Below are 15,702 nucleotides of genomic sequence, written 5' to 3'. Positions count from 1 at the left end.
ATCTCTTTCCTCCTGATTACTGCTTATGCAGCGCAGTGATTAACAGCTCTTTAATGTCTTCAATCATTTCAATAGCACTGATACGCTCTCCATCTCTCTGACCTTTACAATAAATATGCGTCAAAATCTCCTGCAGCTTTTGCGGTGTTAAATGCTCCATGCTCTGACCCCTCACTTATCATGGATAACTTCTATTTTTAAGCTTCTAATAACGCATAAAACTTGGCGATTTCCTTAGCATGTCGCTTATCTGCCCCACGCGATTGAAGCGCGAGTCGCTTCCGCAATGGTTCTGATCCGAGAAGTCCCTTTATCCCATACGCAAGTCCCTTAGCACTGACCGGAACACTCCATCCCGTTTCACGATGCTTAATTTGGTTTTTAAATGCGGGAATATCCGTAACGATGATTGGCCGCTGTAAGACTAAGACCTCTTCTACAGCGACACAATGCGCCTCCGTTTTAGAAGGTTGAACATAGATATCACAGTACCGCATATAAGGATAAGGATTCTGCTTTTCTCCCAGTAAAATAAAGTGGTTTTGCAGGCCAGAAGCAGCGATTTGTGCTTCAAGCGCTTTAAGAAGCGGACCGTCACCAATAATAAACCAGTGAAAGCAATAGCCCTCAGCCACTAGCAGCCGACACGCTTCTAAGGCTAAAAAAAGTCCCTTCTCTTCCACGAGCCTCGCTACTGTGAGCACTGTCACTGTCTGTTCATCGTATTCCATAGGCACTTGTCCTGCTAACCGTGTGATCGTTTGGGCTGAGACCGTATTGTGAATGACCCGCATTTTTTCAACATACTCTGGAAAAACGCGAGCTAAGGAAGCCTTCGCGGACTCTGCAACGGTCACAATATAGCGACTTTTAGCAAAGCAGCGTCTGTCCAGGGGTGGGCAAGGCCACCCCCCTTTTTGACTATAGAGATAGTCCATGTGGTTATAGACGATTTTCTTCTTTGCCTTTACTTTTTCAGTGACATAATAATTACAGAAGAAATCTAAATAGCTTATCGCTGTATCATATTGCTTATCCGGCTCAGACAAAAGCTGTCGATAGATTAACCATCTTCCACGTGTCCCCACGCCTTTTGACAGCTTGGCGACTATCGCTGCGGCCAATTTGCCAACTAGGAGACGATAGTGCCTTTTTTTTACAAGCTCAGGCAGAGCAGCAGCAAATGGCGTTGAATAGGTTTCAAATAAAGGAGGTAAGATCTGAACCTTTTCTGGGACCTCTTGAAAGAGTAAACCACTATGGTCAAATAAAAGTAAATCGACATCATAGGTGTCATAATCCAGTGACGATAATAAGGAAAGCAAGCTTTTTTCTACACCACCTGTTCTTAGATAGAGCGCAACGAATAGCAGTCTTTTTTTCATGATAACGCCCTCCCCTTTGCTGGATTAAACTGCTGTAACACCATATAAGTGCAGCCATTGTGATAGACTTTCTCCTATATCAAAGCCGTTTTGACTAAAGGCCGCGTGAATCGTTTTTGGACAAATCTGTGGGTGACTGCTTCTCTCGGCAACCACTTGCACCCAACGGTTAATATCGGCTTTTAGAGGAAGATAGGTGATCAAATCCACCCCCGTATCCGTCGCTCTTGGTACCTGATCAGAAGCAATACAAGGAGTGCCTGCGCATTGGGCTTCTATCGCCACCATGCCGAAGCCCTCGCTTATAGATGGCAGCAGCACACAATCGAAGGCGGCCATCAACCGTGGCATATCCGATCGAACACCTAAAAAACGAATATGGCCTGCAATGCCCAAAGCCTCAGCTTCCTTCTGCAGGGCAGCCTTCAGTGAACCCGCTCCGACAAAAAGCCCGTAGATCTCTAACCCACTCGCTCGACAGGCTTTAATAAGATGTAATGTAAAGGTTTGATTTTTAGTCGTCGATAAACGCCCGACCTGTCCGAGTAGTACAGCGGTTTGCGAAAGCTGTAATGTCTGTTTTAACTGGCAGCTGTATTGCTCACGCTGTGTGCCGGCTTCAAGAAAGCTGTTGATAGGAATCCCGTTTTTTAAAATATGCACCTGATCCTGTAGCTTTCGTTCGCCAAATAAAAAGCGCGCAGCTTCAACGCTGCACGCACAATAATCAGTTGCTGAGAAACGAATGATAGATTGTAAAAGCTTAAGCGAAGCCTTACCCGTTAATGTGGCCTGCCTATCCCAATAATTAGCATGTGAGTGACAGATGCGAATCGGAACCCCTACGCGTTTTGCCGCATAAGCTGGAAAGCCACTCTGATAGTCCGTGTGCGCATGCACAGCACAGTACTGTCGCGTTTCCATGATTGCTTTTAATGATTGAATATAGCGTCTCATCCCCACTTGTCCGAGACTTTCAATTCGATAGACACTGCCACCTAGAGCGTGAATCTCATCGTCATAGTCCCCTTTTTTAAGCTGATGAGAAACAAAATCGAACTGTAGCTGCCTGCGATCCATCTGTCGATAGACATGCATTAACAGTGTTTCCGCTCCCCCGCGATTCATTGAGCTGACAACATGTAGAACGCGCTTTATAGCCAGAGTCTTCCCCTCCTTACCACTTTAAATATTGGCTGTGATAGTCAATCATTAAGGTTTGCACTTGCTCGTAATAATAGTAAATAAAGTAACAGACAATGAGTCCATAATAGATAAAATAACGGTTTTGTTTCACAAATAAAGGAATGAGCCAAGAGATTAATAGAATGCTATACAGGTCAAAGTAAATGTCAAAGCGGGCAAAAATCCAATTTTTAGTCGCAATCACCATGAAAATAAAGCCTAACAAAGAGAGATTGACGATGATATCGCTTTTATCCCATAACGCGCGCAACCGTTCACGTCCAAAATAAGCAATGATTAATGGTACCGCGGAAACGGCCACCCGCACTAGACTTGCCCCTCCCTCTGAAAATTGGCTATAGTGCTCATACTTTGTGTCACTTAATGCATCAAATAGCAGCGTCGAAAATGTATTAAAGCTAAAGGCAATGACAACAGCACAGAGCAGTAAAAGAAATGTGACCTTCGTCCAAGCCTTCCTTCGGACAATAAAATAAATAGGAATAAAAATAAGCGCTGATTGATGGATCGTAGCTGCCAAGAGCACAACAACGATATATCGCTTCCAATAGCCATGAAGTAAAAAAGCTGTAGCCGCAAAGAGAATGGCGGCTGCCAGCGCCTGGCGAATCCCATTCATAGATACGGTAAAAGCCCCTGATGTTATCAAGATATAGATGCTGAGTTCAAAGAAACGTGAGTAATGATAAAGGACCAAGACAATTAGCATATTAGTGATGCATGCGGTGGTAAAAATAAGCATTTGCGGATTATTTGAAAAGTGATGCAACAGCCATTGTAAGAAATAAAAGCCAAATTCATCTTTAAAATCAATGTGGTTAAGCTGAAAGTCTCCAACTTTATAAGCGTGCATGTAAAAGTACGTATCACCAATATTTTGTCTTAAACCAGCGACACAAATTAAACAGGCCATGACGAGAAAGACAAGAAGACGATGCGGTCTAACATAAGGCTCACTTTTAATAGGGTTTGAGAACAACCGTGAAAACAACGAAAATAGATAAACAAAGCCAAAATTCAACCAAAGTATTTCCATGCTATGTTCCTCTCATATTCATTAACTTCCTTTCATAATGGTCGCTCGTTTTGTGCCTTGAACATAAACATACAAAGCAATACCAAAGGGAAGTGCACAAAGCGTTGATAATTTTTTAGGCGATTCCAAGAGAAAACGCCAATTTTTCAGCATTAAACTGCTCGAAACATAATGGATGGACTCGCGAAGGCACTTTTTAAAAGAGGGGGCATACTGCATAGCGACCTTGCGATAAAATGTAAATCCCCTCGGATTCCTGCGATATTGGTGAATCATATTTTTACTTGAACCGTCCTCTCGATATTCGACATGACACAATACGTCATTATAGATAAGAAGCGGATACTGTTGATCAATTAAAATATATTTATAGTTGAGCGGACAATAAGTCTCTCCTGGATAAATAGGATACGGTGGCGTCGCACGCGTGAGGGCCGAGCGATAGACAAGCTTTTTATCCCCCTTTATTTTGTACGTCTCATATAATTCAGTCAGAGTGGCTGCCCTGATATGCTCTGGCATTTTAGTACCGATGATCTCTCCAGAGAAGGTGGCATCCAGCCCGACTATCCCAGCAACCTGCTTGTCACCACAGCTTCTCCATATCGCTATAATTTTTTCGACAGCATCCTCTGGCATATAATCATCCGAATCGATGCAGACATTCAGTTCTGTATCCATTAAGGCATAGGCCGTATTGTGGGCCCCATGCATCCCTTGGTTCTCCTGGTAGACGTAACGAATCAGCACCCGCTGTTCTGCTTGCCACTTTCGAACCAATGCTTGAGTATGATCCGTAGAACCATCATCAACAATCAACCAAATAAAATCCTGACAGGTTTGTCTTGTCAGACTCTCATAGCATTGCTCCAGAATATAGCCGCGATTATAGGTTGGTGTAAACACGGTTAATAGCGGTGGCAACAGGTCACCTCCTCTCATTTAGGATCAAAGCTTCTTGTTTTATGTAGAGCTCTAGATAATAATTTTCAAGCCAGCTGGCGGAATCACGAATATCATAACCGGCTTTCTTAATCCAATTCTTCATATTCCCTTTACTTCTCTTGAGCTTGAGCGCACGATCTGCCCAAATTGAAGGCGAATGATGCAAGCTCTCAAATGCTACTAAATTTGCCCCAACATCTACTTCCCGCGAAATGCTATCTGAAATCAAGCAGGGGAGCCCCGCTCCCTGAGCTTCAATTAAACTAACGGGTAGACCCTCATGCCTCGAAGGAAAAAGCATCAGATCCATCGCTTGAAGGAGCTGATGAACATCCTCTCTTACGCCGAGGAAATGGACGTGTTCCTGCAGCTGTAGGCGCATCACCTTGTGTTTGAGTTCCGCTTTAAGCGGGCCCTCGCCAATTAACAATAGATGAGCACACTTGTTTTTTTCTATAATTTCAGAAAAAACAGCAAGTAAATACATGTGATTTTTTTGCTCATTCATTCTGCCAACATGACCAACAACAAAAGCATCCTCATGAAGGTGTAAGGTACCTCTGATCTGATGCCTCTCAGCCTGTGAAAAATGAAAGTGTCGTGTATCAATGCCATTTTTTAAGATATCTGCTGACGTTGTATTCCCATATAGCCATTGCGCGGCTAGTGTTGAACAGGCGAGATGATGTGTTGCACTTCTTGTTAATTGATGTCCAGCGTACCACTTCACACCCTTTATCAACCAACTGCCTTCACTCTGCGTATTATGGCTATGTGCAATACGAAAGGGGATGCCGGCCTTTTTGGCAGCGGATAAAATAAACCCACTCATTTTATCCAAATGAGAATGAACAATGTGATACTCCGGATGCGTACGAAAGAAATGGATTAAGCTCTTCCAAAACTGAATAGCACCACTCTCATTGATATAGGGTAAACGATGTATATGGCCGCCAAGCCTGCGTATCTCTTCATCAAAGCTTCCCTCTCTAAAGGTAAGAAAATCAAATTGAATCTGTGAACGGTCAATATGGCGAAAGAGATTCATAATAAGGGTTTCTGCTCCCCCCCGGTTCATATTGACGGCAACATGTAAAATCGGATAGGGGGCTTTCATCCTAATTCTTCCCTTCTATTCTGTTCATTCACTTTTGCTTCCCGCTGCATATATCTTGAATAGATTTTGATTAAACGAGAACGAATGGATGGAATTGAAAAGCGCTGAACACTCTCAAGGCTCTTTTTACCCATTTTTCGACGTAAATGGACTGAATGGGCAAGCTGCAATAAGCGTGAAGCAAAGAGTTGATAGTCACGAGGATTGACGATAAAGCCATTTTGACCATTTTCAATCAATTCATTATGCCCGCGATTTTTGCTGGCAAGAAGCGGTAGCCCACAGGCCATCGCTTCCATGACATTCACCGGAAGTCCTTCTCTAAAGCTTGAGGCCACTGCAAGATCACATATTTTTAAATAATCCTCTATGTGTTCTCTGTAACCCAAAAACTCAACTTTATGCGCGATTCCATACACTTTAGCTTGCTCCATACACCACTCTCGTAAGCTCCCCTCGCCTGCTAGTAACAATCGAGCATGAGGGACATCCGTTTTTAATAGGCTGAGTGCCTTAATAATCAACTGTTGATTTTTATTTTTATTAAACTCTGCTGCATAAAAGAGTAAAAAGTCTCCCGGCTTATAGCCAAGCGCAGCTCTTAGGTGCTGCTTAGTCTGTTCACTAATAGGCTGAAACCGTTCAAGATCTACGCCGACTCCTGGCACATATTCAACGGTTTTACTCCGGAACGGGTGCGTTCTTGCCAATAAATAATCTTCAGAATTAATAGTAATGAGACAATCCGTATAACGTGACAACAGCCATTCAATAGGGTAGTAGATCAGCCAATGAAGGAGCGGTGCCCCTTTATAAAAATGAAAGCCATGTGCTGTATAGAGCACATGGGCCCCTAGCTTTCGCTCCTTTCTCGCTGCTAGTCTTGTCAGCACCCCTCCCATTGGGGTGTGACAATGAATGATCGAATAGTGATGCTGTTTCATGATGGCCTTAAGCTCCCGATAAGCCTGCAGGTTTGACTGACGAAAAGGAGACCGTACTATAGGTAATGAAAATTTTTCATCTACATAGGGAAGCTCTAGGCCACCTGAAGCCGCCACATGAACCTCCCACCCCTCTTCCTTAAACCACTTTAAATACGGAAGATGAAATTTAACAAAATGATAGTCCACCGTTGCGCAGAAAAGTACTTTTTTCTTCATGACCATCCCCTCCTTTTAGCTGGAAACCGAGACCAATGAGGCAGACACCTTATGATTGGCAAGCTGAACTAAGCGTTCTTTTAAGGCTGTCTGGTCTAATGCTGCATACCCCCCAATTATCTGTTCGATTTCCGGTAGATAGACACCTGTCGCTTTTCCAATATAAATTTTAGGAAAGATCTGTTCCTCATGCACTTCCTCTTCAGTGAGAAGCTCTTCAAACAATTTTTCACCTGGGCGAACCCCCGTATAAGTGATGCCAATCTCTTCGATTTGATTTCCTGATAATTGGATCAAGTTTTTCGCCAAATCAACGATCTTAACAGGCTCACCCATATCTAAAATGAAAATTTCTCCACCCTTTGCCAGTGCCCCCGCTTGAATCACTAACCGCGAGGCCTCGGGTATCGTCATAAAATAGCGAATCATATCGGGATGGGTGACCGTTACTGGCCCGCCTTTTTCAATTTGCTTCTTAAAGAGAGGAATCACACTGCCGCGGCTTCCTAAAACATTGCCAAAACGCACAGCAACAAATGTCGTCTGACTTGTCGCATCTAAATGCTGAATGAGCATTTCCGCTAAACGCTTCGTCGCTCCCATGACACTGGTTGGTTTTACCGCCTTATCCGAAGAAATCAGCACAAAGGTTTCCACCTTTGAGAGACTGGCAGCCCTTGCTACATTTAAAGTTCCAATGATATTGTTTTTCACTGCTTCTTCAGGATTGGCCTCCATCAACGGCACATGTTTGTGCGCGGCAGCATGATAGATAACATGGGGACGATACGTAGCGATGACTGCTTCTATTCTTTGACGATCCTGCAAATCAGCAATGACCGAGACAAGCTCGATTTCTCTTTTCATACAATAGTCTTTGAGCTCCATTTCAATGGAATAAATGCTGTTTTCTCCGTGACCTAACAGGACGAGGCGCTTGGGCTGGAAGTGCGAGAGTTGGCGACAGAGCTCAGAACCAATTGATCCCCCTGCTCCCGTCACTAAAACCGTTTTGCCTGTCACATCATCAGAAATCTTAGCCATATCCAATTCCACTGGATCTCGACCTAACAAATCCTCAACCTCGACATCCCGAAATTGATTGACCGATACCTTGCCAGTAACCAAATCCTCTAATCTAGGGATGATTTGCGTTTTTGCTTTGGTCTTCAGACATTCTTGAAAAATCGCATTAAGCTTTTTCCTTGAGAGTGATGGAATCGCAATCACAACATTTTGGACATCATAGTGCTCTACAATGGTTTCTATGGCGGCCACCCCACCTAAGACGGGTAACCCTAGAAAATGCAGCCGCTGCTTTTTATGGTCATCATCAATGAAACCCATCGGCTGTAGCTCCGCCCCTTTATTATTCAGTAGCTGTCGGGCAACCATCGTACCTGCTGAACCCGCACCAATGATCAGCGTCCGCTGCTTTTGCTTCCTTCCCTGAATATACGTATCTCGGCTAATCCGCCATAGAAAACGCGATGTGCCTATAAGAAAAAGCTGGACCATCCAGGTCACAGCAAAAAATCGAAGAGATAGACGATGAGTGAATAGCCACTGAACCAGAGATGTTGCCACTATAGAAAGGGTGACAATTTTTAAAATCGCCACCAGCTCTCCAATACTGGCATAAGCCCACGCTTTTTTGTATAAACGGTAACCAAAAGACATGAGATAGTGGCCGACCACTAGCACACAAAATAGTAGAATCCATCGTGTCGGAGTCATAGGCAAATGATTCCCCACAATCAATTGGCCCATAAGAAGTGACATCATAGTGAGTAAACAATCGAGAAGCATAAGCAATGCCATACGCTTCGGATACGTCACTCTAGTTTCCCCCTTTCATCCTTTTCAGGTTTCCCTCGCTCTATTTATTTTTAAGGATTAAAGTCCTTAGCTATAGGGGGAAGGCGGAGACATGCCTTTCACCCCCATCCCTCCACATAGTTAAAAGCTTTAATGATAAAATGGGCATTTAACCCGCCCTCACATCACACTCTCGACGACCCAGCGTCTAAGGTCTTTTAAAACCCACAGCATGATCGAGTGCCTCCACGGATAAAGGGGAGGAGACATGACCTTTATTTTTCAATCCGTTCACTCATCGACAAACTTTTGTTTATTATAACGAACAAAAAGAGGCTAGCATGCGCTTATATTTCATTAAGGACAGTTCCTAATAAAGAGACTTCCGACATATCGATCAAATGCTTCGTCTCATGAATATGCTCATGCTTTGTTTTTCCCTTTTTCACCACAAGAATAATACCTACTCCCTGATTGGCTAATAAATTAGCATCTGTAACCTCCAAAAAAGGCGGCGTATCAAAGATAATGCGATCGTATTGCTCCATTAAATAATGGGTTAACGCCCGCATAGACTTGGAACCTAAAATTCGAGCGGTATTATTGGGCATCGGACCACTTGGCAATACATCTAAGGTTGTCAACCCTGTATGATGAATGGCTTCATTTAATGCACAATGTCCTTGCAATACTGTTGTTAATCCCAATTTATTATCCAAGGAAAAGGTATCGTGAAGCGTAGGCTTACGCAAATCTGCATCAACCAGCAAAACCTTTTCTTCCAGTTGCGCCATGGATGTGCTCAAATTGATAGCAGTTATTGATTTTCCTTCTTTAAAACCTGGAGAGGTAATCAACAGGAGTCGACATTCTTGCTCCTTTGACGAAAACTTGATGTGAGTGATCACCTGCCGATATTGCTCTGAAATCTTAGAATCCTGATAATAATAAGCGACTAAGCGCTTCCGTTTTACCGTTCGCCACTGCCTGACCTTTAAATTGAACATCACTTCACCTCTACTAGATGGGATTATTCATATAAATCTTTTCTTTTATTTGCCATAGGATATAAGGGATCGCCTCTTTTCTCATCTGTTGCTGCCACAGCATTGGCTGGCTCGTGCAAGGCTGTAGCTGCGGAAGGAAGCATATGTTTTCGCTTACCTATTCTCCTCTGACTATTAACCATATTTTTCTTTGTCATTTTTGAGATTTTCCCCAATACAGGGGCTAATAACACCTTTTCAAGCTCACTTTCTGATTGAATGCTGTCATCCAGCGCTCGTAGTAAAAAAACACTCCCTATCCCAATGACAATTCCCACTAAGGCACCTAGGTAAATTTTTTTATGAGTATGAGGGTTAATTGGCTTAGCATTGGCCTTTGCTTCTGATAGCAATTGAATATGGTCATAGTTTAATAGCTTAGTAGCCTGATCTTTAAAAACCTTGGCTACTATATTAGCAATCCTTGCTGCCTTTTGGGGGTCATGATCAGTGACAGAAATGAGCACGACTTGAGATTTATCAATATTGGTTGTCGTAATCTCACTGTCTAAGTCTCCTGTTGCCTGCTGATCTCCTAATTCTTTACTCACCAATGCTAAAACGGTGGGGTCCTTAATCATTACCATTAATGTATTGATATTAGGAAAATCATTGCCTACAAGGATGCGTGTTGACGATTGATACAATGAGGGGGGATTTGACCATTGGTTGTAGACCGTCGCAAGACCTGTCATCATCACAGTGATAACAAGGATCAGCCATACTCTTTTTTTTAGTATCAAGAAAATATCTTTAATATTAATCTCCTTAATAGGAAGTGCCTCCTTTCTCAGCCATCGTTCTCAATAAAGAACAAACGGAGCTATTTAACCGCATTTCCTCTTATCACTTTCTAATAATAGTTTTTTATAATGAACAAGTCAATACTTTTTATTGACTTAACTCACAACGAATTGATGCTGAAGCAATTGATTAAACACGCCGTACCTATCCTTTGAGAGTTGGATAAATTCGCCCTTTTGAATGATTTCCCCCCTATCCAGAACAAGGACCTGATCGGCATGACGAATCGTTGAAAGCCGATGGGCGATCACAATGATCGTCATCTTTCCTCGCATTTTTTCTAAAGCTTCCTGAATCTTTGCTTCATTTTCGGTATCTAAAGCGCTCGTAGCCTCATCTAAAACAAGAACCGATGGCTTTCGCAGCAACGCACGTGCCAGCACCAATCGTTGACATTCCCCGCCAGATAGCTTAATGCCTCTATCGCCAATCATTGTATTTAAACCTTCTGGAAGCTTACGGACAAAGGCATCAGCAGCTGATAAACGCAAGGCCTCCCATAGGTCCTCTTCTGTTGCCTCTGTAGCCACTAATCTCAAATTATCTTTAATCGTTCCATTAAATAAAAAGGGATCTTGAGGGACATAGCTCATGGCATGGCGCAGAGAAAACAATGTCTCACGCGTTAAAGCTTTCCCATCAATCAATACATCCCCACGATTTGGTTTTAAAAGCCCCATGAGCACATCAATTAGTGTACTTTTTCCCGCACCTGATCGGCCAACAACAGCAACCATACTGTTAGCTGGAATAAAAGTGTTAATATTCCTCAACGTATCGGCAGTGGCTGACTCATATTGGAAATAGACATTGCGACATTCCATTCCCTCTTTAATCAAGAGCCGATCTGAGCCTTCTTCAATGAATTCTCCTTCAAATTCAAGCTCTCGCCGACATTGCTGCTCCAAATCACTTAAAGCCTTAAACGCTGGAATAGTAGCTGCTACTTGCTGTATATTGGCTTGGAGCGTCGTGACTTTTGGCCAAAGCCGTGAAAAAATGACAATGATAATGAGAAACTGTCCTGGCTGCGAATGAAACAGCGTCACTGCGAAAAAAACAAAACCAGCCAATAAAAAGGCGGACATTGATTTATAAAAAAATTGAGAGTTCGTCTTCAGTTTAACGTATTCTACCTGCTCCGCATGCATAGCTTTGGTCAGCGTCCGCAGCCAGTTTAATCGTGAGGCTTCGAGATGGTTACTCTTAATATCTTTCATCCCGTTCAACTGATCAGTAATGCCCGCCAAGTATTCTTTTGATAACTCCGAGGTTTTTCGACCGAGCTGCTTAGAAGCGCGAATAAATCGCCGTGAAAAATAAGACAATACTAGCCCACTAATGATCACAAATCCTGTCATTTTCGCATTAAGATAAAAGGCAAGCCCAATTTGAATGCCTGTAAATACGATGAGAGTTAGCAGCTGTAAAAAAAGACTGATCCCATTATTAACACGGTTGATTTCGATGGTTAAGAGGTTGGTAAGGTCTGATTTTCTTTGTTGAATATATAGTCTCCAATTGGCTTGCAGCAATCCTTGATAGACTTGAAGGCGCAAATGATGAATAAAGTCTTGTACAAGCGTGACGTTTCGAATCGACAAATTGCGCTGCAGTAAAGATTGCCCAATGATAATGCAAATATAAATGCCAAGAACCACAGGAAGATTCAAAACATGTGTCCCCACATCAAACCTATCCAATACCGCCACCAGACCAGTGGTCCCCCCATTAAGATGCATCACCCCAGTTAAGCTGATTAAAGGAATCAATAATACAATCGCTGCCCCTTCTAATAAACTGCTTACTCCCATTCCAAATAAGTTGAAATAAAGAATCATTCCAGAATGTTTATTCAATTGTCGTATATAAAGAATAATATAGTGCACAGCGCTCCCTCACTTATATTAGCACCTGTTTGGTTAGCTTTCTCCACAGGAGTAAAAATGGTCTAAGCAGAAAATATAAAAAGTGAAACCGCCTTGGCAACGGCAATGTTTGGACATCTGTTGAATAGGGATATAAAAAGCTAAAAAGAAATAATATCTTCTGCCTATGGGACATTAATTTAAATAAATGCTTTTTATGATACCGTGATATCGCTTCTGGAACAGGCTCTTGATGGAGATTCACCTTTTCTTTAATATAAAAAAGCGCTTCTTGAGCAAGCTTGTTAGAACGCCGCTTTGTGTTCAAGACCTTTAATGAAGTCGGAACAGTTGTCTTTAGTAAGGCATCTGTCAATATCCCAACTTGCCCCCCGATATGCGTTGCCCGAAAGCGTTTAAGGAGTTTTTGAAGGCGAACGCCATCCATGGGCTGCTCCATAAGCTTCTGTAAGTCGACAAGCCAGCGCAAACGCGACCAGCCATGCCGTGCTCCATGTAAAATAAGAAAAAGGAATAAGTCCTCATTGCCGAGAAAAGCAATGCCTGTTTTGCTCAGTTTCAGCTCTTGCTTTTTTTCCCATAGTTCTGCAAAACTTGGCTCCTTGCCTGGACCCGGATGAAGGCGCCAGTGAATTTCTAGCTTAATCTTCTTTTTTGTATGATAGAAAGTCATGTGATGATGCCGCCATTTCCAATCGTTCAGCACGGTTTGAAAATACTCATGCTTCACATAACCAGTCGCACACAATAGGTGCTCCACCTTTTCCAGATGGCGAAAGGGAATTAATACATCAAGGTCACTCGACGTTCTTAGAGACAAATCATTGTATAATACCTGTGCCAGAATAGGACCTTTTAAAAATAATGTATGCACCCCCTCTCTCTCTAGGAGTCGAGCAATGGCCTCCATTTCTGCAGCAAGGTAAAGCATTTTAAATGTATTATTTTTATAATAGCTGGCAAGCTGCTCCTGAACGTCATGAGGGATCGGCAGTCCAGCATCTGATTGGAGGCGTTCGAAGAGGGATGGATAGACTCTATGATGAACTGCTAGCTGGACAAAGCCATGCCAATCAATAGCCTCTAGATTAATTCCTTTAATCATTTCTTGTTTTTTTCGCCCCTGTATAACCCATAACAGGAGTTTGATTTCATTTGGTAATACTGACAGATCAAGCGGTGATCGTTTTATCATGATCTCTACACCTTTTTATCCACTAATTTCGCTGGCAAATGTGCCGACGACCGTGAAGCTATCCATTTCCTCTGCTCCTGTAATATAGCGAGAACCACTTCGCACCCAGGCATGAGCAATCATGTTCCCCTCATCATCCTTGGCCGTTCCTAAATATAATGTGCATGCAATATTTCTTCGCTTCAACATCAATACAGCAGTAATCGCCTTCACAAGACACGGATTCCTCCACAACGTATGCCGACTCACAAGGGTAATAGCCTGCTGCACACAACGAAGCGTTTGTCTTTGGTGCTTTGATTCCAAATGGGAGGTCTCTCTCATATGAACGCCCAATGAAGGAGACACTTTAGAAAAAGGCAACGCAATTAAAAGCCGCGCCCATCCTAAGTAAAAAAAAGCTTCTAAGAAAAGCCCTACCGTTTTTCTATCTAACTCTAACAGCAGTCGAACGCGATGAAGCCCGCGCCACATCATCCTTAATCCCTCACTTCATCATGCATGAAAATCAAGCCCTCATCTAAAAGCTGATCTAAAAAAGCCAAGAGCTGTTGCTCACAAGTGGCACGTTCAACAGCATAGATGGAAAGAAGCTGATCCACAATGGAACGGATTGACATGGGCTGTTCGAGTAGCTCCCAAATCACTCCACCGATTTCACCTAGATTGAAATATTTCCCCTTATTAACATTGAGCAGAACCTTTTCACCATTCATATCGCTGGCAATGTTTCCTGTTTCACGTTGAATCGGTCTCGCTGGTAGCAAGCTTTGATTGGTTGACACCACACTCATCCTCCTCTGAAATAGTCATTAAAACCATTGATACAAGCTGATCAACAGTAAAGCCCTGAGTAGAGCGTGTGAGTTGATAGCCTTTTATTCTCTCCACAAGCCGCGTTAACATATGAAAATGCCACGCGATGAGCCCCATTCTTGGAATTAAAAAATGTCGATATGTATGCTGCGAAAGACTGTCAAGACATGCTAAACCTTTAAGGTGCTGCAAGGTGTTTCCTTCTGCTTCGGTTTTTGTTAGCTCAAACATACCGGCTAGGGGCAAGGGCTCAGATATGAATTGGTCGGTCACTGGAATAGCGTATTTCGTTTCTCTTTCAAATAACGGCTCGTAGGCTTCACTTTTCATATTGAGACGGTTCAGGCTCTCCTGCCAAAGCTTTTGCTGCGGGTAAGAGGGCACAACATAAGGAAAATCCCCCTTTTCCATCACAACAGCGATCACATCGTCCGTTAATAGCCGATATCCTCTTTGTAAGAAAGCCGCTGCCAAGGTGGATTTCCCTGCTCCCCGATCGCCCACAAAGGCATAGGCTTTATCATTAATGGCAATCACACTGCCGTGGAGGGGAAGAATTTTCCTCTGCAATAATAAGATTCCCATACAGGTGCCCAAAATATATAAACGCAGTTTATCAACATCACAACCTAGAAACGGTGAGACAACGATCTTTCGTCCTTCTTCAATCAGAAACAGTGCTGTATCAGCGACTTTAAAATATACCTTCCCTGGTAAAGTCACATATTTATTCAGAAGCGACGCTCTTTCCCCACACAACTGGCTAAGATCGCCTTGTTCAATCCTAACATCCGCTTCTCTTATCGGGACGATAGCCGCGGGAACCTCTGGCAAAACCCATTGACTTTCTATCGTTAATCCAAATGCTTTATGATAAAAACGCATACAACTCACTCCATCAAGCGTGATAAGCAGGGATCTACAAGCCATAATGCTTAGAAAGACTTGGCTTGCACCATTTTGTTTGGTACTCCTGATGTGATTAAACATACACTCAGCGTGATGCCAAGTCTCAAGCAACAAGGATTCCTTATACGCTCAAACGAAAATAGCATGATGAGGGATAGACCTTATGATCGTATAAGGATTGCCCTCACACGACTCCAATGGTATAAGGGCAATCTCCTGTCTGTGTCTCCATTTCGTGCTAACTGTAATGATCAGCATCAGGCTCATCCGGATCGTTTTGGTATTGATCGACAATTCTTAGCCCAGGACCAGCCATTGTCATTTTGATGTGAAGCACTTCAAGCTTCGGAGTCTCCCATTCTTTTTTCACTTG

16 protein-coding genes are annotated in these 15,702 nt (G+C 42.9%); all 16 read right to left on the bottom strand.

Annotation, left to right across the window (positions count from 1 at the left end; translation table 11 throughout):
- Positions 1 to 16: 16 nt before the first annotated feature.
- Positions 17 to 160: a YwzD family small protein gene (locus IEW82_RS03120; RefSeq protein ID WP_188689072.1), complete on the bottom strand. Its 144-nt coding sequence runs from the start codon at positions 158 to 160 to the stop codon at positions 17 to 19.
- 37 nt (positions 161 to 197) lie between these two features.
- Positions 198 to 1,385, bottom strand: a complete 1,188-nt coding sequence (locus IEW82_RS03115) for a glycosyltransferase (protein ID WP_188689069.1) — start codon at positions 1,383 to 1,385, stop codon at positions 198 to 200.
- Positions 1,386 to 1,409: 24 nt separating this feature from the next.
- Positions 1,410 to 2,513 (bottom strand): glycosyltransferase, encoded by a 1,104-nt coding sequence (locus IEW82_RS03110; RefSeq protein ID WP_188689067.1) that lies wholly within the window; start codon positions 2,511 to 2,513, stop codon positions 1,410 to 1,412.
- 49 nt (positions 2,514 to 2,562) lie between these two features.
- Entirely contained in the window at positions 2,563 to 3,627 is a 1,065-nt protein-coding gene (locus tag IEW82_RS03105) for an EpsG family protein (protein WP_188689064.1), read from the bottom strand.
- Between the two features lie 21 nt (positions 3,628 to 3,648).
- A complete protein-coding gene (locus tag IEW82_RS03100; protein ID WP_188689060.1) occupies positions 3,649 to 4,551 on the bottom strand; it encodes a glycosyltransferase family 2 protein in 903 nt (300 codons plus the stop codon).
- Positions 4,552 to 4,555: 4 nt separating this feature from the next.
- Positions 4,556 to 5,689: a glycosyltransferase family 1 protein gene (locus IEW82_RS03095; RefSeq protein ID WP_188689058.1), complete on the bottom strand. Its 1,134-nt coding sequence runs from the start codon at positions 5,687 to 5,689 to the stop codon at positions 4,556 to 4,558.
- Positions 5,686 to 6,852, bottom strand: a complete 1,167-nt coding sequence (locus tag IEW82_RS03090; RefSeq protein ID WP_188689055.1) for a glycosyltransferase family 4 protein — start codon at positions 6,850 to 6,852, stop codon at positions 5,686 to 5,688. The genes IEW82_RS03095 and IEW82_RS03090 overlap by 4 nt, the downstream gene beginning before the upstream one ends.
- Positions 6,853 to 6,867: 15 nt before the next feature.
- On the bottom strand, positions 6,868 to 8,691 hold the full coding sequence (locus tag IEW82_RS03085) for a polysaccharide biosynthesis protein (protein ID WP_188689052.1): 1,824 nt from the start codon (positions 8,689 to 8,691) through the stop codon (positions 6,868 to 6,870).
- Between the two features lie 326 nt (positions 8,692 to 9,017).
- A complete protein-coding gene (locus IEW82_RS03080) occupies positions 9,018 to 9,677 on the bottom strand; it encodes a CpsD/CapB family tyrosine-protein kinase (RefSeq protein WP_188689047.1) in 660 nt (219 codons plus the stop codon).
- 23 nt (positions 9,678 to 9,700) lie between these two features.
- Entirely contained in the window at positions 9,701 to 10,474 is a 774-nt protein-coding gene (locus tag IEW82_RS03075) for a YveK family protein (RefSeq protein WP_268237328.1), read from the bottom strand.
- 141 nt (positions 10,475 to 10,615) lie between these two features.
- The gene (locus tag IEW82_RS03070) at positions 10,616 to 12,409 is read right to left on the bottom strand and encodes an ABC transporter ATP-binding protein (protein ID WP_188689039.1); all 1,794 of its coding nucleotides are present in this window, start codon (positions 12,407 to 12,409) and stop codon (positions 10,616 to 10,618) included.
- Positions 12,410 to 12,422: 13 nt separating this feature from the next.
- A complete protein-coding gene (locus tag IEW82_RS03065; protein ID WP_188689036.1) occupies positions 12,423 to 13,604 on the bottom strand; it encodes a nucleotidyltransferase domain-containing protein in 1,182 nt (393 codons plus the stop codon).
- A 15-nt stretch (positions 13,605 to 13,619) separates the two neighbouring features.
- Complete coding sequence (locus IEW82_RS03060) at positions 13,620 to 14,078, bottom strand: lasso peptide biosynthesis B2 protein (RefSeq protein WP_188689756.1); 459 nt, start codon at positions 14,076 to 14,078, stop codon at positions 13,620 to 13,622.
- 5 nt (positions 14,079 to 14,083) lie between these two features.
- The gene (locus tag IEW82_RS03055) at positions 14,084 to 14,398 is read right to left on the bottom strand and encodes a lasso peptide biosynthesis PqqD family chaperone (RefSeq protein ID WP_188689033.1); all 315 of its coding nucleotides are present in this window, start codon (positions 14,396 to 14,398) and stop codon (positions 14,084 to 14,086) included.
- Complete coding sequence (locus tag IEW82_RS03050) at positions 14,343 to 15,305, bottom strand: phosphoenolpyruvate carboxykinase (ATP) (RefSeq protein WP_188689030.1); 963 nt, start codon at positions 15,303 to 15,305, stop codon at positions 14,343 to 14,345. Before IEW82_RS03050 ends, IEW82_RS03055 begins: the two co-directional genes overlap by 56 nt.
- Before the next feature lie 262 nt (positions 15,306 to 15,567).
- Positions 15,568 to 15,699, bottom strand: coding sequence for a paeninodin family lasso peptide (locus IEW82_RS03045; RefSeq protein ID WP_188689027.1), 132 nt, complete (start codon positions 15,697 to 15,699; stop codon positions 15,568 to 15,570).
- Between the last annotated feature and the right edge of the window lie 3 nt (positions 15,700 to 15,702).

This window comes from Pullulanibacillus camelliae (genome assembly GCF_014642655.1).
In the GTDB taxonomy this organism is placed as follows: domain Bacteria; phylum Bacillota; class Bacilli; order Bacillales; family Sporolactobacillaceae; genus Pullulanibacillus; species Pullulanibacillus camelliae.
Note: the sequence above shows the minus strand (reverse complement) of the source record. Positions and strands in the feature narration are given on the sequence as shown.

Bases quoted from the DNA above. Each gene is read 5' to 3' on its own strand.
- IEW82_RS03080 (WP_188689047.1), bottom strand. From the start codon at position 9,677: ATGTTCAATTTAAAGGTCAGGCAGTGGCGAACGGTAAAACGGAAGCGC.
- IEW82_RS03055 (WP_188689033.1), bottom strand. From the start codon at position 14,398: ATGAGTGTGGTGTCAACCAATCAAAGCTTGCTACCAGCGAGACCGATT.
- IEW82_RS03090 (WP_188689055.1), bottom strand. From the start codon at position 6,852: ATGAAGAAAAAAGTACTTTTCTGCGCAACGGTGGACTATCATTTTGTT.
- IEW82_RS03065 (WP_188689036.1), bottom strand. From the start codon at position 13,604: ATGATAAAACGATCACCGCTTGATCTGTCAGTATTACCAAATGAAATC.
- IEW82_RS03115 (WP_188689069.1), bottom strand. From the start codon at position 1,385: ATGAAAAAAAGACTGCTATTCGTTGCGCTCTATCTAAGAACAGGTGGT.
- IEW82_RS03105 (WP_188689064.1), bottom strand. From the start codon at position 3,627: ATGGAAATACTTTGGTTGAATTTTGGCTTTGTTTATCTATTTTCGTTG.
- IEW82_RS03110 (WP_188689067.1), bottom strand. From the start codon at position 2,513: ATGAATCGCGGGGGAGCGGAAACACTGTTAATGCATGTCTATCGACAG.
- IEW82_RS03050 (WP_188689030.1), bottom strand. From the start codon at position 15,305: ATGCGTTTTTATCATAAAGCATTTGGATTAACGATAGAAAGTCAATGG.
- IEW82_RS03060 (WP_188689756.1), bottom strand. From the start codon at position 14,078: ATGTGGCGCGGGCTTCATCGCGTTCGACTGCTGTTAGAGTTAGATAGA.
- IEW82_RS03095 (WP_188689058.1), bottom strand. From the start codon at position 5,689: ATGAAAGCCCCCTATCCGATTTTACATGTTGCCGTCAATATGAACCGG.
- IEW82_RS03120 (WP_188689072.1), bottom strand. From the start codon at position 160: ATGGAGCATTTAACACCGCAAAAGCTGCAGGAGATTTTGACGCATATT.